Raw genomic sequence first — 25,092 nt, 5'->3', positions numbered from 1 at the left:
AAATGTATATCTTTTCTATATCACAACTATAGTATAAATAAAAAATGTGAAAAAAGTATGACGAAAATCTCAAAATGCAAATTTTAGGTAACTACAAAATTGTTTGTTGCAAAACTCCTTGTTATAATTAGTTTTACTTTATTTGAAAAAATTGAAATTTTAAGGAGAAAAATGGGAAAACAAGATTATCGTAAAAAGATCGTTTTTTGGCTTCGTTTTTCAGGGTGGCTTTGCCTGTTGCCGGCATCTGGCTGGCTTTGGCTGTATCAGATGTTTAGTCGAGGTGCTTTAGGATACACGCTTTTAGGGGAACTCGTTTTTACAGTCTTATTTGCTGTTTATATTTTGACAACCGCACAAAGTGAACGCTGGTTAAAACCAACAAACATTTTTATCTTATTAATACTTACAGTGCTTTTTGGCTCATTTATAATTCTAATTCCGCTTTGTTTTGCTTATAACGATTGTCGTAAGCTGAATAACGGATAATAGGGAAAAATATTTAAATTTGGTAAAAGTTTGAAAGCTTTTTTTTAGTTGCAAATCTTTAGGAGTACTATATTCGATAGTACATTTTATTAATATTGAGAAAGATATGAAATTATGGCTAAAAAAGAAAAAACTGAGTCACGTGCTAAACGTGTTGGTAAGTTTGTTTTGACGACAATTATCTATTGCGTCATTTTAATGGTACTGATTTATTTGTATCAATATAGTGGGTTAACATCTGTTCACTTTATCTACAATGAATTTTAAAGCTGGTACACTAATATGATTGAAAATATAATTAAAAAAATTGACGAAGTTGCTCAGGCAGAGCCTGAACGTATTGCATATGACTATTTAGGTAAAACTAATACGTATAGTGATCTAAAAAAGCGTTCAGATGAATGGGCTCATAAGATTGTAAGTTTGAATCTTTCTACTAAGAGTCCAGTGATGATTTGGGGCGGGCAGGATTTTGAAATGATTGCCAGTTTTCTTGGTTGTGTAAAGTCTGGACATGCATATATTCCTATTGCCAGTTATTCAAATGCTGAAAGAATAGTTATGATTCAGGAAGTTTCTCATGCTGAAGCAATTTTAGCAATTGATGAACTGCCGAAAATTGATTTGCCACCTATTAAAATAGTGCATCCCGCTGATGTAGAAAAAGGAGATTTTGAACCTGATCCTGCCACCTATGTACAGGGTGACGACAATTTTTACGTTATTTTTACATCAGGCACAAGTGGCAAACCTAAAGGCGTGCAAATTAGTCATAATAACTTGCTCAGTTTCGTCAACTGGGAAATGACGGACTTTGATTTGCCAGAACATCCTTCATTTTTGTCCCAAGCGCCATACTCATTTGACCTCTCAGTCATGAGTCTTTATCCTGCTTTAGTCGGGGCAGGTAAATTGGTGGCTTTGCCACATGAAGTTACGCAAAATTTTGCTCAGTTATTTCAGACTTTGCCTAAGTTGCAATTTAATGTTTGGGTATCAACGCCGTCATTTGCGCAGATGTGTTTTTTAGATAAAACTTTTACTGCTGCGAATCATCCAGATTTAACTCACTTTATGTTTTGTGGTGAAGAATTACCACACGGCGAAGTGGTAACGTTAAAAAACAAATTCCCCCAGGCGCGTATTTTTAATACCTATGGCCCGACTGAAACTACAGTTGCAGTTACTCAGGTAGAAATTACTGATGCTGTTTTAAAGAAATATGATCGTCTTCCAATTGGCAAGGTTAAGGCAGATACCAAAATTATTATTGATAAATCTAAAGGTGACCAGCCTGATGAAGGCGAAATTATTATTTCTGGACCAAGTACTTCTAAGGGCTATATGAATAACCCCGAAAAAACAGCTAAAGCATTCTTTAAAAAACCGGGTGACCAATATATGAGCCACCGCTCAGGGGACGAAGGCTTCTTTGACCAGGATATGCTCTTTTACCGCGGCAGAATTGATTTTCAGATCAAGTTTAATGGCTATCGTATTGAATTGGAAGAAATCAACCACTATATTGGTATGAACAAATTGGTTGATCACGGTGTAGCTGCACCAAAATATAATCAGGATCATACGGTTAAGCAAATTGTTGCCGAAATTAAACTCAAAGATGGGGTAAAAGAGCAGTATTCTGAAGCAGAAATTACTAAGATGATTAGAGCAGATTTAGCTAAAGAACTGATGCCATATATGATTCCACAGCGTTATGTTTACCGTGAAACATTGCCGGTATCGCAAAATGGTAAGGTTGATATTAAGGCTGTCATTAAGGAGGTCAACGAGTAGTGAACGCTAATTTCATTAACTTGCAGCCATATTCCAATCCGCATTATTTCGTGTATCTGATGATTGGCTTAATACCTATTATCATCGGGCTGTATTGGGGTCACCGCTTAAAAATCTATGAGGTTGTATTCTCATTAATTTTCTTGTTTCTCATTTTTGATGGTGAAAAATGGCAACAGGGCGTTAGTTTAATCATCTATATTTTGTTTCAGCTGCTGGTCACTTATGGCTATCTTTATTATCGCCGTCGTAAAAACAGTCCAAATAGAACCTGGGTTTTCTACTTAGCTGTAATTTTAGCAATCGTGCCCCTGGTTTTGGTTAAAGTACAGACTGCTTTCCCGCAAGCTAAAATTCCTGGAGTTTTGGCTTTTCTGGGGATTTCTTATCTGACCTTTAAGACAGTTCAGGTCGTGATGGAAGTACGCGATGGCGCTATTAAAGAACTTAACTTGGGAACCTATCTTCGTTTTCTCCTGTTCTTTCCGACCATTTCTTCGGGACCGATCGATCGTTACCGCAGATTTGCCAAAGAATGTGACATAGTGCCAAAGCGTAAGCAGTACCTAAATGATTTAGAGCTGGCAACACGTTATTTGTTTCAAGGCTTCCTCTATAAATTTGTTCTTGGCTGGTTCTTTGGTACCTATTGGCTGCCCCGAATCACTCGAGCTGCTTTAATTACAGGTACAGCTGTGGGCGGCTTAAAACTATCCTGGTGGGTAGTAGCCTACATGTACTGCTACAGTATGTATTTGTTCTTTGACTTTGCGGGTTATTCCTTGTTTGCAGTGTCGATTTCCTACTTTATGGGCATTCACACTCCAATGAACTTTAACAAGCCGTTTATTTCGCAAAACATCAAAGAATTCTGGAACCGTTGGCATATGACCTTGTCTTTCTGGTTTCGGGACTACATCTACATGCGTTTTACCTTCTTTGCAATGAAGAAAAAGCTGTTCAAAAACCCAGTCAGGCTGTCGCAGGCAGCATACCTGCTCTTGTTCTTGGTGATGGGTTTCTGGCATGGACTAACCTGGTATTATATTGTTTATGGTTTGTTCCATGCTTTTGCCATCATCATCAATGATTGCTGGCTGCGGTTCAAAAAGAAGCACAAAGATAAGCTGCCATCGAATAAATACACAAAATGGCTGGCAATTTTTGTAACTTTTAATGTAGTGTGTTTTAGTTTCCTGATTTTTTCAGGTTTTCTCAGCCAGCTATGGTTTGGCTGGCAATAGGCAATAATTTTATTTAAGGAGTTTTAACATGGATACCAAAAAAGAAGTTTTAGCAATTTTACAAGATTTAACCGGTGAAGATTTAACAGAGAAAATGGATGAAAATATTTTTGCCAACGGTCTAATGGATTCAATGGCCAGTGTCCAAATGTTGTTAAATTTACAGGAAAAGTTTCAAATTGATGTACCCGTTTCTGAATTTGACAGAAATGAATGGGATACGCCCAATAAAATTGTGGCAAAGGTGGAAAATTTAGAAAATGAATAACAAACGCCGGCTGTGGCATATTTTTGGCCCGGTTCTTTGCGCATTTGTCTTGCTGCTGGTCATCTTTCTGATGCCGTGGGAGCGAACTTTTTCTAGGGATGCCATTTATCAAGCGGCTAATTCGCAAACTAATACTATTTTTAAGGGCTCTTTAATGAAACAGGATGCGTTTAAGGATGGGTACGTGCCTTTTTATGGATCAAGTGAATTGTCACGGCTTGATCCATTGCATCCCAGTGTAATTGCGCAAAAGTATCGCCGCAATTACCGGCCATTTTTATTAGGCGGGCCAGGCAGTCAATCCTTAGCACATTTTTTGGAAATGCAGGGGACTGCTAAACAGCTTAAGGGCAAAAAAGCCGTAGTCATTGTTTCACCGCAATGGTTTACTAAAAAGGGACAAAATCCGGATGCCTTCGCGCTGTATTATTCACCGCTGCAAGCCTGTAATTTTCTCTTAGGTATTAAAAAAGACACGGTGACTAACCGCTATGCGGCTAAACGTTTCTTGCAGATGCCAGAAGTGAAGGGTGTTATCAAACTGGGTATGAAAAGAATTGCCCGAGGGCAAAAATTAACTGGGTTTCAGCGCTTTTACTTAGAAAATCAACGGCGCATGCTTACCAATGAGGATAAATTCTTCAGCACTTTCCAATTGCGCGATCGCATTAAAAAGATTAACAAACAGGCCAAGTTATTGCCGAATAGGTATTCAGTCAAGGCTTTAGATAAAGTAGCAAGTGAGCAGGCTGCAATAAACACCAATTCTAATAATTTTGGTATTAACAATCGCTTTTACAAAAGGCGTTTGAATAAACGTTTATTAGCCAAATTAAAAGATAGTCAACGTCACTTTAATTACACCAAATCGGTAGAATACAGCGATTTTGAATTGATGTTGCACCAATTTGCCAAGCAGCATACCAATGTGTTGTTCATTATCCCGCCGATTAATGAAAAATGGTCTAATTACACGGGCTTATCACAAACAATGTACCAGAAGGCTGTTTCTAAGATTAAGTACCAACTGGCTAGTCAAGGTTTTGATAACGTTACCGATTTATCCAAACGCGGTGGTGAAAAGTATTTCATGGAAGATACTATTCACCTGGGCTGGCGCGGCTGGGTAGCTGTTGACAAGGCAGTAAAGCCATTCATGGCGCAAAGTGATCTGCCACGTAATTATAATATTCATAACTATTTTTACAGCAGAAAGTGGCAAAAAAAGCCATATCAGATTAGTTTGACAGATGAAAATCCGTTAAATGGCAATTCAAAAGAATCTTTAAAAGGAAAATAGTGCGCCAGCAAATTGATGCCTTAGGAATCAAGGGTTCAATTTTAGTCATTAAAAATGGCAAAATACTGCTTAACTATGCTTTAGGCAATAACACTGACACTAGTTATCTAATTAATTCTGTGCAGAAATCTATGACGGCTGCAATTATTATGCGGCTCGTGCAGGAAGGCAAGTTAAGCCTGCAGGATAAATTGAGTAAATTTTATCCGCAAATTTCTGGAGCACAAAAAGTCAAAATTAAAAATCTCTTAGCCATGACGGCAGGTCTTGATCTCAAACCAGGAGCAAAGTTAGGAAGAAAGCATTTTGTTTCTGACTCTGATAATATTCAGCATGATGCAGCTAAAACTATTTTTGAACCTGATTTATTAAATAAGTGGCATTATAGTTCACTAAATTATGTGTACTTATGTGGCATTATGAGCAAAATAACGGGTCAAAGCTATGAGCGGTTGTTCCGTAATACCTATATCAGGCCGTTAAAGCTGAAACAAACAGAATTTTTGTGGTCAAGGCCAGGCAAAATTATTTCCAGTCATTTAGTGCCCGGAATGATTTACCGCAAAGGTCGCTATGACGTGGTTAAGCATAAGGCAGCTTTAAGGGGAGCTCGCAATGAATTAGGGGCTGGTTCAATAGTAATGTCTAATCATGATCTGGCCAAAGTTATACAATATTTACTAGCTGGTAACTTGTTAACCCAAAAGAGTCGTAAATTGCTTTACCAGTCTGAACCACCTGCTTATTATAATGGCGGCTTTTATAATAATATTAAATTAAAAACTAAAACTGCTAATGGTGCAGGAGAGGGTTATTATACCTTCATGCGCAGTACTAATAATGCTAAAACGCTAGTGATTATACAGTCTAATAAGACACGTGAGGGTGAATTTAACCAGTTAAAAAGTCAAATTAATCAAATCATGCTCGAACTGCTTGGCCGTAAGGCTGACAGTGCAAATATAGTTGGTTGAAACTTGTTTTTTGGTTAATTGCATGCTAAAATTCTGTTGTGTCACCATAGGGAAGTAGTCATTTTCTCCGGTAGCGAAAATGTAAAATTTCTATAATGTGGTCAGTAATGGTGACACAAACACTGTGTGAGCTTAGTTCCGATGTTGGTGGAACTAGGCTTTTTGTATACATGAAAATAATGATAAATACATTTATAATGAGCAATAAAAATATAGGGGTTTTATATGAGCAATTTACGGGAAAAAGTATACAAACTTGTGGAAAAAAATACAGAAAATTCTGAAGTTTGGCATCAAAATAATGCAAAGAAAATTGCTGATCACTTTAATTGTAGTAGAAATTTGGTTTCACAATATTTAAATGAGTATTGGGAAAAAGGAGTTTTTGGAAAAATTGTTTCAAGGCCAGTACTCTTTTTCAAATTGCCACAAGTCGAGATTAATGCTAAAACATTTAAAAGCCTTCATGCGGCCAAAGTGTGGAATAGTAGCCACTCTGTTAGTCCATTAGATGCCATTATTGGTAGTGAAAGAAGCTTATATCAAATAATCAGTCAAATTAAAGCGGCTATCCAATATCCCCCTCATGGCTTACCTATTTTGATAACCGGTGAAACTGGAACAGGAAAAAGCTATTTGGCGCAGGTTATATACAAGCATTTACAGAAAATGAAATTTATAGCTAAAACTGCTAAATTCGTTTCAGTTAATTGCAGTGAATATTCAAACAATCCGGAACTCTTTTTATCAAATTTTTTTGGTTACGTGAAGGGTGCTTTTACTGGTGCTACGCAAAATAATAAGGGTTTAGCAGAAATAGCTGATGGAGGGGTTTTATTTCTAGACGAAATTCATTCACTAAGTAAAGAGTGTCAAGAAAAGCTTTTTCAGTTTATGGATACCGGCAATTTTCATAGGCTTGGTGATAATGAGCACTGGTTTAAATCGAACTGTAGATTTGTGTTTGCTACTTCTGAAAATCCTGAAAGAAAAATCTTACCGACATTGTTGCGTAGAATTCCTGTGAAAGTTTTTCTTCCAGCTTTTAATAAAAGAAGTGAACAAGAAAAGAAAGAATTGATCCAATTTTTCTTAAAAAATGAGCAAAAAAAGATAGGTAAAAAAATTAATGTTACTAACAATTTAGTCAATTTTTTAGTACATTATACTTTTAAAGGGAATGTAGGCGATTTAAAAAACGTAATTCAGCTTTCTTGTGCAAATGCTTTAATACAACAAGTTGAAGAAAATGAATTAAAAATCACATTAATGGAATTACCTGAAAAAGTGGGTTTTGAAAATTATAATGAATTAAAAAACACTAATAATTCTCGTTTTATTGCAGTCAGCGACTTAACCAAAAATGATCAAAAGAACTCAATAGAACATATAATTACAGATTTATACGCAATAGATATCAAAAAGAAATCCAGTGAAAAGTTGTTTGACTGTTATGAAAAGTATTTTAAAAAGCGGTTTATCAATATTTCTATTTCTGATAGTGAAACATTAAATAGTTTTTTCGGGCTTAAATTTCAACAGTTTACTAGGCATATTGAAGATGACTACAAGATTAGTGTTGATACCTTTTTTTATAAAATTATCTTATATTTATTTGATAAAAATAACTATCATTATGAATTTAAGGAAGTTGATTTTCAGAAGTGGTCTGATTTTAAAAATGATGTTAATCAGTATTTGGGATATGAGGTTGGCTTAGTAAGAGAATTCAAAAATGAAGTAGATTTGACGTCAAATGAAGGCGAAGAGTTACTATTTATAATATTGTTCAAATTGATGGTTGAAGAACATAAGTCTCAAAAAAGATTGTCGCTGATTGTTGCCCATGGTGCTAATACCGCTTCGTCAATTGCACAAACGGTTAATACTATGGTAGGTGATTATATTTTTGATGCTATCGACATGCCACTAGACGTTACCAGTAAAGAAATTGCTCTACGTGTCAATAATTATTTGAATAAAAGAAAAAGTTTTACAGACTTACTGCTTCTAGTTGACATGGGATCGCTTGAAAAAATATCATCACAACTGGAAATAAGTAATAATAAAAATTTTGCGTTAATAACTAATGTATCTACTGGAATAGCTCTAGATGTTGCAAACCAAATAAAACTAAAAATTGATACAGCTTCGATTGCACAGAATGTTAAGAAAAATCAAACAATTGAGGTATTCTTTCAAAAATCTGTTAAAAAACAAGATATGATTGTTTGTACTTGTGAAAGTGGGTTGGGAACAGCCACGAAATTAAAACAAATCATGGTAAAAAGTTTTCCTAATAATTCTAAAATAGTAATAGATTCCTTTGATTACTATTCTATTGCTAAAGAGAATTACATTTCAGAGTTACGAAAAAACTACAATATTTTGTTTATAGTGGGAACACTAGATCCTCAAGTTAAAGGAGTAACTTTCTTTTCAATAGAAGACTTGATTTTAGGTATAAATGTTAAAAAAATAACTAATAAATTAGCTGTTTATTTTGATCAGAAGCAACTTGAGACAATTAATAATAATATTTTAAGGAATTTTAGTCTTACCAATTTAACGGACCAACTAACAATTTTGAATCCAACGAAATTATTAGAACAAGTGACGGATGCGATATATATTTTGCAAACGAAACTAAATCTTTCTTTAAAAAACAACACCTGTTTTGGCTTATATATTCACATTTGTTGTTTAATTGAAAGATTGGTCATGCAAAAAGGGATGGCAGATGAAATAAACTTAAGTAAAACAAGTAGTAATGAATTTAAAAATTTTTATAAAGCATTTAAGAACTCATTTACTGTCGTTGAACAGTATTATAGTGTCGAAATACCAGAAATAGAAGTAAAATATGTCTATGACTACATCAAAGAAGCTTGCTAGATCAAGCTTCTTTTTTTTGGCACAATTTTTGCTTATATGCTTATATAAGAATGTAACATCTTTGGAGGTTTTCTTATGACTGTTGTAATGGCGAGAATTGATAACAGATTGCTTCATGGAATAATTGTCACACAATGGGCGCCAATTTCTAATGCTAACCGAGTTATGGTAATAGACAATGATATTGCGTCCGATGATATAGCGAAAGCCAGTATGCGTTTAGCTCGTCCTGTACATATGGCTGTTTCAATTATTTCTGAACAAACTGCTTTAAGAAATTTTACGAATGGACAATATAATCGTGAGAAAGTATTTGTAATTGTAAAAAAGCCAGATATTATTTTACGTCTCTTAAACGAGGGAATAGAAATCCATTCATTAACAATTGGATCGACGATTATAAGAAAAGATGCTGTCCGGCTTTCTAGTAGAGTATTTGCTACAAAGGAGGAACTCGAAATTTATCAAATATTGGCACAAAAAGGAGTGTCGATTTCCGTTCAGTATGTTCCCGCAGATAAGCCTAAAGATATTACCGCAAAAATAAATGAAGAAGGGTTGTGAAATAACAGTTGAATTTGTTAATTAACTAAATTAATTAAGAAAGTAGTGATAGATGAAAATGTACTCAAGCATAATTAATAAAACTATTAATCCCAATTTTAATATTAGTTTTATAAATAAAAAATTTAAAACAACTAACAATTTTAGTTATTTTAAAAACAATTTGAATGAAAGAATAAGTTCTTTCTCTTATGATGTGTCAAATCAAAAAGTTTTGGGAAATATAGATGTATATGGAGAAGTAAAGCAGCTAAATTTTTTTCACGGAAATTTTTATGTAGAACAAAAGCCAGGTGTATGGGTTCATAAGCAATATACTGTATCAAAGAATTTACATTTTGCAGTTGCCATAAACGGAAAAAACATTAAATTTACTGACCAAAATCATGATTTTGATACGGACTTAATTGCAGACTCTTTACCAAGGTTTATTCATAGGTATCAGGAATATAACATTGTTTTAATACCTTTTTGTCCAATTTTAAAGGATAAAAAGCCTAGCATGCTCGTATATCAGATATATATTGAAAACTTAACTGATCACAACTTAACTATTAACCAGTTTGAAATACCAAAATATCAAAAAAAGTATTCAGATCAGTTTAATGTCATTGTGGCTCAAGCCAATTTGATTAACGAAGTTGTTAAGCCGCATGAATACACAACTTTTTCTATCGGATTAATTGATCCCGATGCTTATAGTGAAATCAATGTTTTTGAAAAAGCTGATACTGCTAAGTGGCTAGAAGAAACAATTGACTATTATAAAAAGATCTACGGAGATTTGCAACTGGAAGATAACAGATTGCCGCACCTCTTTAATCGTGCAATATATCAAAGCCTGTCAGCTTTTGCTGAGAACCAAAAAGGAGAAAGTGTTGGTAGTCATTGGGGAAGTACCCCGGCAACTGAACAAATTTGGAACAAGGATATGTTTTATTCGACACTGCCTTCCATTTTCTTTGATGCTAGATTATGCCGAAAACAGATTTTATGGTTTACCAAATACGGTGTGAGATTCAAAAGTAAGAAATTTAAAGGTGGGATAGAACACTCTTTAAGTAATTCTATGTCAGCAATTATTCTTGCAGGACTTTATTACGAATATACCAATGACCTTTCATTTTTTGTAAATCATCCAGTTATATTACAAAAAGCTCGCCAAATTATAGATACGGAAGTCAGCACGAAAGTTCCAGGGGATGTAATGCTATTTTCCTCTACTTGGATTAGTGATGCTTATTCATTAGGTAAATATCATACTGGTAGCAATATCTGCTTTTGGAAGGCATGTGATTCACTGGCAAGAATCTATCAAGGTTTAGGAAAAGTAGAACTTGCAAACTATTATGAAAAAATTGCCTGCAAAGTAAAAAAAGCCATTTTGGAAAATATGACTTTTAAAGGCCATTTTGGCGAACAGTTTTTGGAAGGAATTGGGGATCAAGAAAAAGAATTTTATGACGTCAATAATTATGATAGACCGATTTTAGATCAAGGTATGATTTTTCTGACTGACGTTATTAAAGACCAAAAAATAGATTTAAAAATGCATGATGGTGAAGAATCAGACACTACGATGATTCCCTTTTACGGCTTTTTAGATTTGAAAGATCCGAAATATCAAAATTCTATGAAATTTGCTGCAAGTACCTATAATCCAACCTATGGAGCAAATATTAGAGGAATACGATGGGGGGATAAGTCCGGTGCAACCTTCCCGGGCTTCGTCACTGTTCTTATGGGTTTTATCAATGATAAAGAAGAAAGAACAAAGCAACTGACCGAATTACTGCATTTATCTGATCTTGATGGTTCATGGTGGTGGTGGCCATATGATATTAATGGCAAACCTGGGGATGTTTATAGAGATATTGGCTGTGGTAAGTGTGGCTGGGCTTCTGGAACATTTGTTAGCTTATTTATTACACAATTTTTAGGCATACAAGTAAAAAACAACACTTTAAATATTCGGCCACTGTCGCATTTTAATTATTGTTGGGAAAATGCCCATATAGGCAATATCACAGCAAATATTAGTTGTCACGATAACGAAATAATAGTTACAAATCTTTCAGGCCATGACATAAATATCAGTCAATGTAACGAGAGTGAGCAATATTTGTTGCAATTAAAAGATAAAAAAACTGTGAGTTTCAAAAGAAGTGAGAAGTAGTATGACAGTAGTATTAGCAAGAGTTGATCAAAGACTGGTTCACGGAGTAATAGTTAATGCTTGGTATCAGTACTTGCAAGTCAACAGATTTATGGTTATTGATGATGAAGTTAGTAAAAATGAAAATATGAAAACAAGTATGAGAATTGTGAAGCCGGCTGGTACAGGGATGTCAATAATTGACACTGAAAAAGCGCTTAATAATTTCAAAGCTGGAAAATATGATAATCAACGAGTACTTGTTTTGGTAAAAGAGCCAGAAACTATAGTGAAAATGCTTGAAGCAGGTATCAAAATACCCAAGGTAAATTTGGGAATAATTTTTAAGTCGGATGATCGTACGCAAATTACTAAATTTATCGCATTAAATGAAAAAGAAAAAGCTGATTTAAATAAAATCCATGAATATGGTGTTCCGATAAAATTACAATTTGTTCCTAATGATCCTGAGAAAGATTATTTCGATAAAAAAGGAGAATAATAATGGAGATTTTACAAGATATCCTGATCATTATTTTAGCTGGATACATGACTATGGATGAAGATGGGATAGTTTTATTGACATATTTTCCCGTGATAGTCGGTTTAGCCACTGGTTTAATTATGGGTGATTTACATACAGCTATGGTTGTTGCAGGTACATTCCAGTTAATGATGTTAGGGGTCGCAGCTTTAGGAGGAGCTTCAGTTCCTAATTATGGGTTAGCAACTATTGTAGGTGCATTTGTCGCAATTAGAACAGGTACAGGTTTAAAAACTGCCATTGCTGTTGGCATACCTGTTGGCTTATTAGCAATTCAGTTAGAAGTTTTACGGAGAATTATAGCCAACTTTGTTGCTCATAAAATGCAGACTCTTAATGAAGAAAAAAAGTGGAAGCAAATGCTACGCTGGGGATACGCAGGACCCGTTTTATGTTTTGTTGAGACAGCTTTACCTACTGCAATAGTAGTTTTAGTTGGACCAACTGCAATTAAAATGATTTTGAAATTTATACCTACTTGGATAACAGATGGATTAACAGTTGCTGGTGGCTTATTACCTGTAGTTGGTATTGCAATGCTGCTACACTATATGCCAGTGAAAAAGTTTTTACCTTTTCTAGTTGCGGGATTTGTTTTGGCAGCTTTTATCAAAATACCAATAATTGGTATAGCATTATTAGGTTTAGCAGCAGCATACTGGTACTTTAATTCTGAGATTGACAAAAATAAATATAGCCAAAACCAAGCAGTAGCTAAAAATGATACAACTGGAGAAGATTATGATGAATAAAAATGTTGAAAACAAATCAAGCTACCACGTTACAAAAAAAGATTTGACGTGGGCATCGTTACGATTTAATTGGATATGCGTGAATCTATTTAATTATGAGTCACAACTGGGCCCGTCACTAGTATGGTCTATGGCTCCGCTATTGCGTAAAATTTATCCGAAAGATTCAGATTACCAGGCCTCACTAAAAAATCACTTTAACTACTTTAATACTACTCCGTATTTAGCAAATATAGTGCTAGGTACCACGGTAGCTATGGAAGAAAAAGATGGAGTCAAGGCATTGCCAACAGTTCAATCTTTTAAAACTAGTATTATGGGACCGTTAGCGGGTATTGGTGATACAATATTCTGGGTACTATGGCCCACTATTATGGGATCAATCGCTGGATATATGGCTTTGCAAGGTAATCCGCTTGGAGCAATAATTTGGTTTTTGGTTAATATTTTATTTAATATTATGAAAGTTTGGCTGTACCATGTTGGCTATTCATCTGGAACAAGACTAATTGACACTTTAGGAGATAAGATAAATACTTTTACCGAGGCTGCATCAGTAATGGGGGTCACAGTTATTGGCGCCTTAGTTGCTACGGTAGTCAAAGTTTCAGTACCGTATGTCTTTAAGTTTGGTAAAGTATCAATGAATATTCAAACCGACATTTTAGATAAAATAATGCCAGCATTATTACCAGCTGTGTTTACTTTCTTTATTTATAAATTATTGGATAATAAAAAATGGACTCCAACTAAGATTATATTTTTAGTTATCTTAATAGCACTCGTTGGAACCTTTTTAGGAATTTTTAAAGCTTAAGGTTATTGAATGGATAGAAAAATTGTAATTGCTTCACATCATGCTATGGCTAAGGGTATTGAGGATACTTTAAAGTATTTGACCCATACAGATCTTGATGTTTGTGTACTATGTGCATATATGGAAAACAAAAAAATCGATTCAGAAGTTGCAAATGTAATGAGTAAATTTAAAAAAGAAGATGAAGTCTTCATTTTTACGGATATTGCATCTGGCAGTGTAAACCAAAAATTTTATAAGTACATTAATCGACCGCATACCCACATTATAGCTGGAATGAATTTGCCTATTATAATGAGTGTAGCTTTAAATAGTTCGCAGGAATATTTTAGTGAAGAAGCAATCAAGAAGTTAGTTAATCAAGCAAAAGATTCTTTGGTTTATGTTAACCAAAGTAAAAAAAGCTTGGATAAAGAAGACGAATAAATGTAAAATTTCTATAATGTGGTCAGTAGTGGTAGCACAAACACTGTCTCAGCTTAGTTCCGATGTTGGTGGAACTAGGCTTTTTTTGTGTTTTCTTTGCTAACTGCTATTGCAAGGGGGTAAAATATATTTAATATATACTAGATAAGGAGATAAGTATGAACAGAGCAGAACTAAAACTAGAAGCTAAGAATCAACTGCGTCATAACTGGGGCTGGGCTATTAGTATTGGTTTCGTAATGACGCTATTTGTTGGTTTCTTTTTTGCCAGGCCAGTAGTAAATGGTTCGCTTAAGACTGCGAATAGTGTGAATGATGTCATGGGAACTGGCTCAATTGATTCGCTGTTTAAGCCAGCATTTTGGGCAGGACAATTTGGTCCTGATACGGGATTAACCATTATTGGCAACTTTTTCATGTTGAGTATGGTGGTCACTTTCTTACACTTTGCTCGTGGAGAAAGACTAGGCTTTTTTAAAGGTATTTTTTCTGCTTTTACTGATGGCCGGTTTGTACCGGAATTTTTGAATTATCTTTGTGGGTATATTTTTCAATTTCTGTGGTCTCTATTATTAGTTATCCCAGGCTTAATTAAGTCTTATTCTTATGCCATGACGCCATATATTGTTAATGACTTAGTGGAAAGTGGACAAGAAGTTCACGCAACAACAGCGATTACTGAAAGTCGCCAGTTAATGAACGGGCATAAATGGGAATTATTTGTATTAAATTTAAGTTTTATTGGCTGGTATCTTTTGAGTGTACTAACTTTAGGCATTGGTTATATTTGGTTAGTTCCTTACGAGCAGACAACTAAAGCTAATTTTTACCGCAGGCTAGCCGGCGATCGTTATTTAAAAAAATAAATTGATAACAAAACAAATTAAAAGAGTCTGGGAAAAAACTCTAACTTAACTAAAAAGGCTGACAAATCACGTCAATAAAACGTTGATTTGTCAGTCTTTTTAAATTGTGAAATTTTTTAATTTAACTTCAAAGAGCACTTTTTTCCCACACACTTTTTAAGTGTCCATTTAAAAAATTAGTATTTGTTCAAGTCTTCAATACTTTCCTGAAACCATTTGCCAGCGTATTTAGAATTAAAATCATCTGTTTTTTTGAGAGCATCCTTTACTTGGCTGGAATTTAAGTGATCAATAAGGTAGGTCTTTAAAGCCTTATTAATCAGATCATTAAAATCAGTATCGTTAACTTCTAAATACTTTTCTGTTAGCTTTGCTACCTTTTCAGTTAATTCAATTTTCTTCCTGCTCATTTTCTCGCCTCTTAAAATACACTTTCATTATACCATTTTATTCATTACTAATAATAAAAAAGATAATGGTTGGTATAAAAATGGCTAGCATTAGAAAAATAGAGTATTATTTTATTTTAAATACAATAATCAAGGTTAGGGTCATATTTAATGAAAGAATATACTATCAATATCGTAGCACGTATGCAGGAATTCTCTTTTTTTCGTGCAACAAGACATACCATGGCAGTGTTAATGCCAATTGCAGTGGTTGGCTCATATTTTAAACTTTTTAGTGACTTGGTTTTTACACCTAATGGACTAATTTATAATATATTTAGCTTGGATAAAGTATTATCAGATCATATTTGGTATGGTGGTTCTTTTGTTTGCCGTGGAATGGTAGAAATTACTTTTGGGGTGTTTGGTGTCTATGCCAGTTACTTTATGGCTCGCTATACAGCACGGCTTTATCATAAGGATTCAACTATGGCAGGTTTAACTGCTGTTCTAATTATGCTTTTTTGTTCATATGCATCCAGCAGTGGCCGCAATGCTCGCATGCCGTTTACTGCTAGTTTGTTACAAATTAATGCGGTTTTTATAGCCTTAGTTATAGGATATTGTGTGGGACAAATATTTCATTTATTAGGTAAAGACTTTTCCTACGTTAAAGATGAGGGAACAAAGATAATTCAAAAAAGGGCAGGGGATGCTGTTTTGCCTAGCGCTGTTTCACTGCTACTGGGTATTTTCTTAGGAATTATAATTTATGAATTACAACTTAAACTCCTTAATTCCACCAGTTTTAATGAAATTGTCAGTCGAGTTCAGACCACTAATAATTTTGGCGAAGTTTTATTGCTTTCAGCTGTGATTACTTTTTTAGATTGGTTAGGAATCGGTTATCCATTGCGTTCCTTATCAGGAACAGTTAATAATGCTTTTACTGCTGAAAATTTGACGTATACATTAAAACACGGTAATTCTTGGAATGTGCCGTATAAATACTTGGGCAGTTCGCTTATTAACAGTTATGGCATAATGGGTGGTGCCAGTGTTGCTTTAGCCGTGATTGTGTTGCTTTTAATAAGGCGAGGTAATAGAGAAAATGAAATAAATGCTAAAATTAATTTATTACCAGCTGCTTTTGGTTCTACCTTGGGATTTACAATTGGTTTACCTCTAATTTTAAATCCTGTGTTCGTATTGCCTAGTGTTATGATCCCGGTTATTAATATGACATTGGCTGCTGTGGCTATTAGTGTACATATTATTCCTGTGAGTGTTTATCAAATTTTAAAAGGAACCCCCGGAATTTTAGTCTCATTTTTCGGTACCAATGGTAACTGGCCAACGTTGATTTTTACACTACTGCTGTTTCTGTTAGATATAGTTTTGCTTTTACCAGTAATTAAAATCAATGAAAAAATCGGAATAAAAATTGCTTACCAGAAGAAGGAATGATCAGATGCGTAAAAATCCTAATTATAAATGGTTAGTTTTAGTCATAATTATTTTAATTATGCTGGCTGTTCCCAGTTTCTTTTGGATGAAAAAGGATAATAAATCAAGAGCTGAGCTTAGCAAATCGCTGCTTTCGCCTGTAATAATGGTACCTGGATCTAGTGCTACAACAGAGCGTTTTAACGATTTAATTGATGAACTGAATAAAACTACTCTCAACAGACACAGCGTAATAAAAATCAAAGTTTCACGTGAAGCAAAATTAACTTACAGTGGTTCTATTGGTAAGAATGACCTCGAGCCCTTTATTATTATTGGCTTTGATAACAATAAAGACGGTTACACTAATATCAAAAAGCAAGCAAAATGGCTAAATGTTGCGTTTGAATCACTAATTCAAAATTATAAGTTTAATAATTTTAAAGCCTTTGGTCATTCTAACGGTGGTTTAATTTGGACCTACTGGCTGGAGCATTATTATTCTGAATATTCTGATAATATTAAGATAAAGAAATTAATGACTTTAGGCACTCCTTATAATTTTACGGAAAGTAATATTAATAACCGGACGCAAATGCTGGCTGATTTTATTAAAAATCGTGCAACACTGCCACCATTTTTAAAAGTTTATTCTCTTTCTGGTGGCAAAAATTATGAATCAGATGGGATCGTACCTGAAACAAGTGTCGCGGCTGGCAAATTTATTTTTCAAAATCAGGTCAAGACCTATACTGCAATAACAGTCACGGGTGAAAAAGCTGATCATTCAGACTTGCCGCAAAATAAGCAGGTAATTCAAGCAATTAGGCAATACTTGTTGAAGAAACCCAATAAGCCATTAAAGCCAATTAAAGGAAAGGATAATCATTAATGAAGTACCAAAAACAACCTAATAAAATTGAAGTTATTGGTGGTAGAGTTAATAATCTCAAAAATATTAACGTTAATATTCCCTTACATAAATTTGTAGCCATCTCTGGCTTAAGCGGTTCTGGAAAATCCAGCTTAGCAATGGGTATTCTGTATTCAGAAGGTGCTAGACGTTATCTTGATTCTCTAGCAGCCTATACTAGGCGGCGCATTAGTCAAGTTGGTCGTGCACAAGTTGATGAGGTCAAACATATTCCTTCAGCTTTGGCATTAAGACAGCGACCGGCTGTTCCGGGAGTGCGCTCGACTGTTGGCACAGTAACGGAAATTTTTAATATCATACGATTAATTTTTTCCCGGTTAGGTTCACCTGTATGTCCCAATGGTCATAGGGTTCCACCAACTATTAAAATTGCGGAAGCAATGGATTTAACTGGGGAAGCAATGGGACGATTGACGTGTCCTACATGTGGAGTACAATTTTATGCTTTCAGTGCTGAAGACTTTGCGTTTAATTCAGATGGTGCTTGTCAAAAATGCCAAGGTCTAGGAACTGTCGAGCAGATTGATGATAGTAAGATTATTGCTGATGAAAATTTATCTCTTGAAAAAGGTGCGGTAGCCACTTGGCAAATTCCTGGTCGAAATTGGATGTGGCGCATTGCCCGTGAATTAGGTGTACGTACTGATATCCCATATAAAAAGTTGAATGCTAAAGAAAAAGACATTGTCCTTCATGGTAAAGAGCGAAAAGTCCCTATTGACTTGCCAACTTCAACTGGTCGGGTTTATCATCTTGATGCGTTATATGAGAATGCCTATAATGCGGTGGCTAACTCCCGTAAAACTACAAAGTCGGAGCGAGGGTTGCAAAGAATTAATTCTTTTTATAAATTTAGTACCTGTCCTCGCTGCCATGGCTATCGGATTGATCCTAGTCGCTGGCAGCAACTAGTTGCCGGCAAAAATATTGTTGAAGCTGAGAAACTGACTTTAGGTGAATTAACTCAATATATGAACGAGATTTTAGCAAGTTTGCCACAAGACATGCAAGACTTAGCAGAAAATTTAACGAGTGAGTTGTTGCATCAAGTCAAACCTCTGTTAAAATTAGGACTAGATTATTTGAGCATAGACAGACAGGCAAGTAGTCTGTCTACAGGTGAACTTCAACGTATCCAGCTTGGCAGAACGTTGCGCACCGAAACCACAGGGGTACTCTATGTATTAGATGAACCATCAGTGGGCTTGCACCCTGATAATGTAGCTGGGTTGATTGATGTATTTCATGAATTGGTCAATCAAGGCAATTCTTTAGTTGTTGTTGATCATGAAACTGCCATTATTAACGCAGCTGATTGGGTGATTGAAATTGGTCCCGGTTCAGGCAGCCAGGGTGGTGAAATTATTTCCCAGGGAATACCCAAAGAGATAGAACATAATGAAAAATCCTTAATTGGACCATATTTAACAGGTAAAGCACCATTATTTGTCAGACCCAGGGCCAATAAAGACCAAATCTTTAAACATGGCAAAATAAAGCTTGATGTTACTAAGCGCTTTAACTTAAAAAACTTGCATGTGCAAATACCTGTCAATCGCTTAACTTCTGTTACCGGATTTTCAGGTGCTGGTAAAACTACTCTCATTCTAGATTCTTTGATTCCGGCATGGAAGGCACAAAAAAATAATAGTGAAAGACCTAAGTGGGTAAAGAACTTAGATAATGACTATATTAAAAACGTGGTTAGTGTTGATTCTACTCCAGTTGGTAAAAATCAGCGCTCAACTGTTGCAACTTATACAGATATTATGGACAACTTGCGTAAACTTTTTGCCAAACAGCCTTTAGCTAAAAAGTTGAAATTCCGTGCGTCTCATTTTTCATATAATAATAAAGAAGGTGCATGCCCTGCATGCGGTGGCACTGGTGTTATTGCACTTGATATCCAATATTTGCCAGACATGGTTGAAACATGTTCAGTATGTGGAGGTCATCGTTTCAATCAAAATGTCTTGCAGGTAAAATGGCACAATTTAAGTATTGCTGACGTTTTGGATTACTCAGTAGATGATGCCTTAAAAGAAGAAATTTTTCAAAAAGAGCCAAAAATTAATAAAACAATTATAACATTACATGAGATGGGGTTAGGTTATCTTCATCTAGGGGAGTCTACTCCAGCATTATCAGGAGGAGAAGCACAGCGGTTAAAGTTAACTAGTCACATTCATCAAAGGCAAAAAGGCACTTTATTTGTTTTTGATGAACCGACAGTGGGACTGCATCCACAAGATGTGAGAACACTCTTACAAGTGTTTCAAAGATTAATTGAGCAAGAAGGAACTATTATTACTATTACGCATGACTTGGATATTATGGCTAACAGTGATTATATGATTGATATGGGACCAAGAGGAGGACTACAAGGAGGAAAAATTATTGCAGACGGATCCCCTGTGGATATTTCTCAAAATTCTGGTAGTTTAACTGGTAAATATTTGGCAAAGCAATTTAAATTATATCAAAAATAAAAAATTAGAGCCTAAAAAGTAGCTGAAAGCGGTGCTTTTAAGGCTTTTTTGATTTCTGTGGAAAAATAGAACAGTCTGTGGAAAAGTTAGTCAAAACTATTGCTTTCTGTGGATAACCTGCTATAATATTATATGTAAGTAATTAGCAGTCGAACGTTACGAGTGCTAATTACAAATTTATAACCTATCGAAGGGGTGTTTACATATGGCATATTTTGATAATGATTTTGACGATTTATTTAACGAATTAAACAATTCTTTCTTTAATAATACTAATGATAAAGGTGGAGCTATTCCTATTCACTATTCAAGCAGCATGAATATTGCACCGCAAGACATATCTCAAAACGGACAAATGGGGCAAAAGCAAGGACAAAAGCCAATTGGAGTTGATTTGGTTGAGCAAGCAAAGAAAAATAAATACGATCCTGTAATTGGGCGTGATGAACAAATTCAGGAAGTAATAGAGATTCTAAGCCGGCGTAAAAAGAACAATCCAGTTTTAGTTGGACCAGCAGGTGTAGGTAAAACTGCCATTGTAGAAGGATTAGCACAAAAGATCGCTGCAGGCGATGTTCCTGACAAGATGAAAGACAAACATATTATTGCAATCAACATTAATGATATGGTTGCTGGATCAAGTTTGCGTGGTAGCTTTGAAGAACGCCTGAAAAAAGTGATTGACGAAGCTAAGAAAAATCCTAATATTATCTTATTTATTGATGAATTACATAATATTGTCGGAGCAGGGTCAACTGATTCTGAAAATAACAATGGTGACGCTGCTAATATTTTGAAACCGGCTTTAGCTAGTGGCGACTTGAATCTGATTGGTGCGACGACCACGAGTGAGTACCGCAGGATTGAAAATGATGCAGCTCTAGCACGTAGGTTTCAGCCTGTACAAGTTCCTGAGCCATCTGCTGCAGTGACTGTCAAAATTTTGGAGGGTTTAAAAGATAAATATGAAGCTTTTCATCATGTAAAGTACAATGACAGTGCTTTAAAGCTGGCTGTTGAATTATCACAGCGTTACATTCAGGGACGGTACTTACCTGACAAAGCCATTGATTTAATGGATGAAGCAGGTGCCAAAAAGGGTCTCGACACTATTCCTGATGATGAAGCAACTTTAAAGAAGCGGATTAAAAAGCTGGAAAGTGAAAAAGAAGCTGCTGCCAAAAAGGAAGATTACAGTAAAGCAAGTGAGCTGAAAAAGAAGATTGAAGAGTTGCACGATAAGGCTGATCATGTAGATAATCAAGCGACTCCACATGTTACTGATGAAGATATCTATGCTTTGATTGAAGCCAAGACAAAGATTCCAATGAGTGAATTGCATGCAAGTGAGGGACAAAAAAATCTTGATTTAGCTGAAAAATTAAAGAAAGTGGTTATTGATCAGGATAATGCGGTTGATGTCATTACTGATGCAATTGCCCGTAAACAAGTTTTTAAAGACAATGATCGTCCTACTGGTACATTCTTATTAACCGGACCTACTGGTGTAGGTAAGACAGAATTAGCTAAACAATTGGCTATTCAATTGTTTGGTGGTGAAAATCATCTGATTAGACTTGATATGTCAGAATATCAAGATCAAATGGCAGTTAACAAGCTAATTGGTTCTGCTCCAGGTTATGTTGGCTACGGTGAAGGCGGTCAGTTGACTGAAAAAGTTCGTCACCAGCCATACAGCTTGATTTTGTTCGATGAAATTGAAAAAGCTAATCCGCAAGTGTTTAATGCTTTACTTCAAATCATGGATGATGGCCGTTTAACTGATGCACAAGGCAGAACAGTCTCCTTCAAGGATACAATTTTAATCATGACTTCTAATGCGGGTTATTCCGACCAATTGCTAAAGGACGGTAAAGTAGATCATGATAAATTAATCAAGGCTTTGGAAGCATACTTCAGACCAGAATTTTTGAACAGACTTGATGCGATTGTGCCATTTAATTCATTAACTAAAGATGATATGAATAAAATTATTGACATTTACTTATGTAAAATGGCACATGTTTTGGCAAAAAAGAACGTTAAGGTTGACGTTTCTGATGAGACTAAAGCTTATTTAGCTGAAAAGGGCTATGATAAGAAATTTGGTGCTAGACCTTTACGTCGGGTAGTTGAGCAGGACTTGGAAACACCGATTGCTAAATTATTGATGAAAGAGCCTGACACCAAAGAAGTCAAATTTACTGCAGATGACAAGCATGTTTACTTAAATGATGCTGCAGTATTAGACATTAAACCAAAAGAAAAAACTGAAAATAATGATAAAACAAAACAAGACTAATCTCAAAAAGGGATCATTCAATAGAGGATGATTCCTTTTTTGCTTCTAGTTGTTTCATGTGAAACCTTCCATACAGTAACAAAATTGAATTTTTGTTTAATTATCAGAAATTCATATTATTTTATTAAAATTAATGTAAATTCACTATTGACATCAACAAAAATATAGTTTAAATTAGGTAGCAATTAAATTATTATTAAAAAGCTAAAAATTATTTTTTAGCTTTTGTAGTTTTGTTATAGGGGACAATCAAATGAAACAACGAGTAGAAGACCTGGATTGGAAAAATCTGGGATTTAAGTATCGTGATCTGCCTTATCGATATGAGGCGAAATATAAAGATGGAGAATGGCAGGAAGGAAAACTGACCGAAGATTCATCCATGACCTTTTCTGAAGGCGCGGAAGTACTGCACTATGGACAAGAGGTTTTCGAAGGACTAAAGGCTTACCGTAGAAAAGATGGTAAGATCAATCTCTTTAGACCTGATCAAAATGCACACCGCTTTACTCTTTCAGCAAAGCGGTTAGCCATGCCACCATTTCCTGAAGATAGATTTGTTGATGCCGTAAAACAGGTTGTTAAGGCTAACGAGGAATTTGTACCACCATACGATAGTGGTGCAACTCTTTATTTACGACCACTTATGGTGGGAACAAGTAAAGTTTTAGGTGTTGAAGCAGCCAGCGAATATACCTTCCGCGTTTTTGCGGTTCCAGTTGGCGCATACATTAAAGGATTGAACCCTGCAGATTACGTTGTTAGTGAATACGACCGTGCCGCATATGCTGGTACCGGTCAAGCAAAGACAGCCGGTAACTATGCCAGCAGTTTGCTTCCGACAGTTGAAGCACACAAAAACGGTTTTGCCGATAGTCTTTACTTGGATCCACGTGAACATAAATATATTGACGAATTTGGTGGTGCTAACTTCTACGGCATTACCCAAGAAGGACAGTTTGTCACACCAAAATCAAAATCGATTTTGGTTTCTATTACTAAGCGCTCACTTTTGGAAGTCGCTAAGTGGCAAGGTCTAAACCCAGTTGAACGTCAGATTACCTTGGAAGAAGCGTTCAACATGAAAGAAGCTGGTGCGATGGGTACAGCTGCTGTAATTTCTCCTGTAGGTTCAATTACCTACGAGGGTAAAAAACATGTTATCTATAGTGAAACAGAAACTGGTCCAGTTACTAAGAAACTTTATAACGAACTGGTTGATATTCAGTATGGTAACAAGAAAGGCCCAGAAGGCTGGGTCCAAACATTGGATTAAGTTACAAATTGGGAACAAAAAAGGCGAGTCTTAGGACTCGCTTTTTCTTTTTAGTTTCAAAACAAAATCAAAGATTTCGATACAATTTAGACCCAATGCTTAAAACCTTTTATTTTGCAATATCACTAAGGTTTTGTTTCAGCAATTTACGAAAACTTTTGTCAGCTGGTAACGATTTATCCGCAAACCAACCAGTTCCCACGTTCACAATATCTCCTATTGCTAAATCTCTAATGCACCTGCTTGCCAATAATTGCTTTTGAGGATCAGTAAATTTCGTTCCTATTATCTGATTAAAAATAGTTTTTAATTCAGCAAAAGCCGTATCAACTTCTGGATAGTTATCAGTGCGTGGCATTTTTAAAACAAATTGAGTTAAGAGAAAATGATTCAGTGCTCTTTCACGAAATGCCATTGCAAAATCAATAATCGCTGTCAGGCCAGCTTTGCCAAACAAATCTTGGCGTAATTGATCTGTTAGTAGGTTAACAGCCCACGCAACTATGGCGTAATTTAGTGCTAACTGATTGGGAAAATAATTATATAGAGCTTGCGATTGAGTGCCAAGTTTTCTGGCAATGGCCGCAAAATTGTTTTCTTTATTGTCTTCAATTAACATAATACTTGTTTTAATAATTATTTCTTTAGACAAAATTTTTCGTGGCATTTTGCACTCCGTACTTAATTTGACTTTTACAACATGTAAACTATAATTACATACTGTAACTATACCATATAATATTAAGAAAATTAAGAAGGTCAAATATCATGAAAATTTTTTTGTTGGGATTAATAGGGTTGATAATAGGAACCTTCGTTATTCTTTTTGGCGGTGGTGGAGCAGCCATTTACCTGGCAATATTGACCGGCTTATTTGGATTAAATGCTGCAACAGCATCTTCAACTTCCTTAGTGACAGCTTTGCCTTCATTAATTATTGGTGCAATTAGCTATTATCATCAAAGACAAATAAATACCAAAATAGGTAATCAAATGTTAATGACAGCAATTCCAGCTGTGATAATAGGCGCATTACTATCAAAATATATTCCTGCCCAAATTTATAAATGGCTGATAGGAATAGTTTTGGTAGTTCTTGGCATTAATATGCTACTTAAGAAGAAAACGCAAACTGCCGCAACTGTTAAAAAAACGCAATATGCTA

Annotated in this window: 23 protein-coding genes; 21 read left to right on the top strand and 2 right to left on the bottom strand. The window is 35.2% G+C overall.

From position 1 onward, the window contains the following. Positions 1 to 171: 171 nt before the first annotated feature. The 15 genes from JF76_RS09610 to JF76_RS09540 all read left to right on the top strand — a co-directional run bounded on the left by JF76_RS09610 (position 172) and on the right by JF76_RS09540 (position 15,091). The gene (locus JF76_RS09610) at positions 172 to 489 is read left to right on the top strand and encodes a hypothetical protein (RefSeq protein ID WP_045929013.1); all 318 of its coding nucleotides are present in this window, start codon (positions 172 to 174) and stop codon (positions 487 to 489) included. 114 nt (positions 490 to 603) lie between these two features. Continuing rightward, positions 604 to 756 carry a teichoic acid D-Ala incorporation-associated protein DltX gene (locus JF76_RS09605; RefSeq protein ID WP_034978542.1) on the top strand — a complete coding sequence of 51 codons (153 nt, stop codon included), beginning with the start codon at positions 604 to 606 and terminating at the stop codon, positions 754 to 756. 15 nt (positions 757 to 771) lie between these two features. After that, positions 772 to 2,286, top strand: a complete 1,515-nt coding sequence (dltA, locus tag JF76_RS09600; protein WP_045928839.1) for a D-alanine--poly(phosphoribitol) ligase subunit DltA — start codon at positions 772 to 774, stop codon at positions 2,284 to 2,286. Then, entirely contained in the window at positions 2,286 to 3,530 is a 1,245-nt protein-coding gene (gene dltB / locus JF76_RS09595; protein ID WP_045928838.1) for a D-alanyl-lipoteichoic acid biosynthesis protein DltB, read from the top strand. The genes dltA and dltB overlap by 1 nt, the downstream gene beginning before the upstream one ends. 28 nt (positions 3,531 to 3,558) lie before the next feature. Beyond that, positions 3,559 to 3,798, top strand: a complete 240-nt coding sequence (dltC, locus tag JF76_RS09590) for a D-alanine--poly(phosphoribitol) ligase subunit DltC (RefSeq protein WP_034978535.1) — start codon at positions 3,559 to 3,561, stop codon at positions 3,796 to 3,798. Beyond that, positions 3,791 to 5,098: a D-alanyl-lipoteichoic acid biosynthesis protein DltD gene (gene dltD, locus JF76_RS09585; RefSeq protein ID WP_045928837.1), complete on the top strand. Its 1,308-nt coding sequence runs from the start codon at positions 3,791 to 3,793 to the stop codon at positions 5,096 to 5,098. Before dltC ends, dltD begins: the two co-directional genes overlap by 8 nt. Beyond that, positions 5,098 to 6,072 (top strand): serine hydrolase domain-containing protein, encoded by a 975-nt coding sequence (locus JF76_RS09580; protein ID WP_045928836.1) that lies wholly within the window; start codon positions 5,098 to 5,100, stop codon positions 6,070 to 6,072. Before dltD ends, JF76_RS09580 begins: the two co-directional genes overlap by 1 nt. A 258-nt stretch (positions 6,073 to 6,330) precedes the next feature. Beyond that, entirely contained in the window at positions 6,331 to 8,967 is a 2,637-nt protein-coding gene (locus tag JF76_RS09575; protein ID WP_244267940.1) for a sigma 54-interacting transcriptional regulator, read from the top strand. A gap of 75 nt (positions 8,968 to 9,042) precedes the next feature. Continuing rightward, the gene (locus JF76_RS09570; protein WP_045928834.1) at positions 9,043 to 9,531 is read left to right on the top strand and encodes a PTS sugar transporter subunit IIB; all 489 of its coding nucleotides are present in this window, start codon (positions 9,043 to 9,045) and stop codon (positions 9,529 to 9,531) included. 52 nt (positions 9,532 to 9,583) lie between these two features. Further along, positions 9,584 to 11,707, top strand: a complete 2,124-nt coding sequence (locus JF76_RS09565; RefSeq protein WP_052697123.1) for a glucosidase family protein — start codon at positions 9,584 to 9,586, stop codon at positions 11,705 to 11,707. Position 11,708: 1 nt separating this feature from the next. Then, complete coding sequence (locus tag JF76_RS09560; protein WP_045928833.1) at positions 11,709 to 12,188, top strand: PTS sugar transporter subunit IIB; 480 nt, start codon at positions 11,709 to 11,711, stop codon at positions 12,186 to 12,188. Further along, the gene (locus JF76_RS09555) at positions 12,185 to 12,982 is read left to right on the top strand and encodes a PTS mannose/fructose/sorbose/N-acetylgalactosamine transporter subunit IIC (RefSeq protein ID WP_187160788.1); all 798 of its coding nucleotides are present in this window, start codon (positions 12,185 to 12,187) and stop codon (positions 12,980 to 12,982) included. The genes JF76_RS09560 and JF76_RS09555 overlap by 4 nt, the downstream gene beginning before the upstream one ends. Then, on the top strand, positions 12,960 to 13,799 hold the full coding sequence (locus tag JF76_RS09550; RefSeq protein ID WP_379854800.1) for a PTS system mannose/fructose/sorbose family transporter subunit IID: 840 nt from the start codon (positions 12,960 to 12,962) through the stop codon (positions 13,797 to 13,799). Before JF76_RS09555 ends, JF76_RS09550 begins: the two co-directional genes overlap by 23 nt. Positions 13,800 to 13,808: 9 nt before the next feature. Then, positions 13,809 to 14,225: a PTS sugar transporter subunit IIA gene (locus tag JF76_RS09545; RefSeq protein WP_045928830.1), complete on the top strand. Its 417-nt coding sequence runs from the start codon at positions 13,809 to 13,811 to the stop codon at positions 14,223 to 14,225. A gap of 158 nt (positions 14,226 to 14,383) precedes the next feature. Beyond that, positions 14,384 to 15,091 (top strand): DUF975 family protein, encoded by a 708-nt coding sequence (locus JF76_RS09540; RefSeq protein ID WP_052697122.1) that lies wholly within the window; start codon positions 14,384 to 14,386, stop codon positions 15,089 to 15,091. Between the two features lie 176 nt (positions 15,092 to 15,267). On the opposite strand, the gene JF76_RS09535 is transcribed toward JF76_RS09540, so the two are convergent. Beyond that, complete coding sequence (locus JF76_RS09535; RefSeq protein WP_045928828.1) at positions 15,268 to 15,501, bottom strand: hypothetical protein; 234 nt, start codon at positions 15,499 to 15,501, stop codon at positions 15,268 to 15,270. 150 nt (positions 15,502 to 15,651) lie between these two features. Here JF76_RS09535 and JF76_RS09530 point away from each other — a divergent pair, with 150 nt between their 5' ends. The 5 genes from JF76_RS09530 to JF76_RS09510 all read left to right on the top strand — a co-directional run bounded on the left by JF76_RS09530 (position 15,652) and on the right by JF76_RS09510 (position 23,927). Further along, positions 15,652 to 16,947, top strand: a complete 1,296-nt coding sequence (locus JF76_RS09530; RefSeq protein WP_045928827.1) for a PTS sugar transporter subunit IIC — start codon at positions 15,652 to 15,654, stop codon at positions 16,945 to 16,947. Between the two features lie 4 nt (positions 16,948 to 16,951). Next, positions 16,952 to 17,818 (top strand): alpha/beta hydrolase, encoded by an 867-nt coding sequence (locus JF76_RS09525; protein ID WP_045928826.1) that lies wholly within the window; start codon positions 16,952 to 16,954, stop codon positions 17,816 to 17,818. Beyond that, positions 17,818 to 20,349 (top strand): AAA family ATPase, encoded by a 2,532-nt coding sequence (locus JF76_RS09520; RefSeq protein ID WP_045928825.1) that lies wholly within the window; start codon positions 17,818 to 17,820, stop codon positions 20,347 to 20,349. The genes JF76_RS09525 and JF76_RS09520 overlap by 1 nt, the downstream gene beginning before the upstream one ends. Positions 20,350 to 20,554: 205 nt before the next feature. Further along, a complete protein-coding gene (locus JF76_RS09515; RefSeq protein ID WP_045928824.1) occupies positions 20,555 to 22,651 on the top strand; it encodes an ATP-dependent Clp protease ATP-binding subunit in 2,097 nt (698 codons plus the stop codon). Between the two features lie 253 nt (positions 22,652 to 22,904). Further along, positions 22,905 to 23,927: a branched-chain amino acid aminotransferase gene (locus tag JF76_RS09510; RefSeq protein ID WP_045928823.1), complete on the top strand. Its 1,023-nt coding sequence runs from the start codon at positions 22,905 to 22,907 to the stop codon at positions 23,925 to 23,927. A gap of 109 nt (positions 23,928 to 24,036) precedes the next feature. Here the strand turns inward: JF76_RS09510 and JF76_RS09505 are convergent, their stop codons facing one another. Further along, on the bottom strand, positions 24,037 to 24,594 hold the full coding sequence (locus JF76_RS09505; protein ID WP_045928822.1) for a TetR/AcrR family transcriptional regulator: 558 nt from the start codon (positions 24,592 to 24,594) through the stop codon (positions 24,037 to 24,039). Positions 24,595 to 24,695: 101 nt separating this feature from the next. On the opposite strand from JF76_RS09505, the gene JF76_RS10460 reads away from it, so the two are divergent. Next, on the top strand, positions 24,696 to 25,092 hold a 397-nt coding region (locus JF76_RS10460), incomplete at its 3' end, for a sulfite exporter TauE/SafE family protein (RefSeq protein ID WP_045928821.1).

Source organism: Lactobacillus kullabergensis (genome assembly GCF_000967195.1).
Taxonomy (GTDB): Bacteria; Bacillota; Bacilli; order Lactobacillales; family Lactobacillaceae; genus Lactobacillus; species Lactobacillus kullabergensis.
Note: the sequence above shows the minus strand (reverse complement) of the source record. Positions and strands in the feature narration are given on the sequence as shown.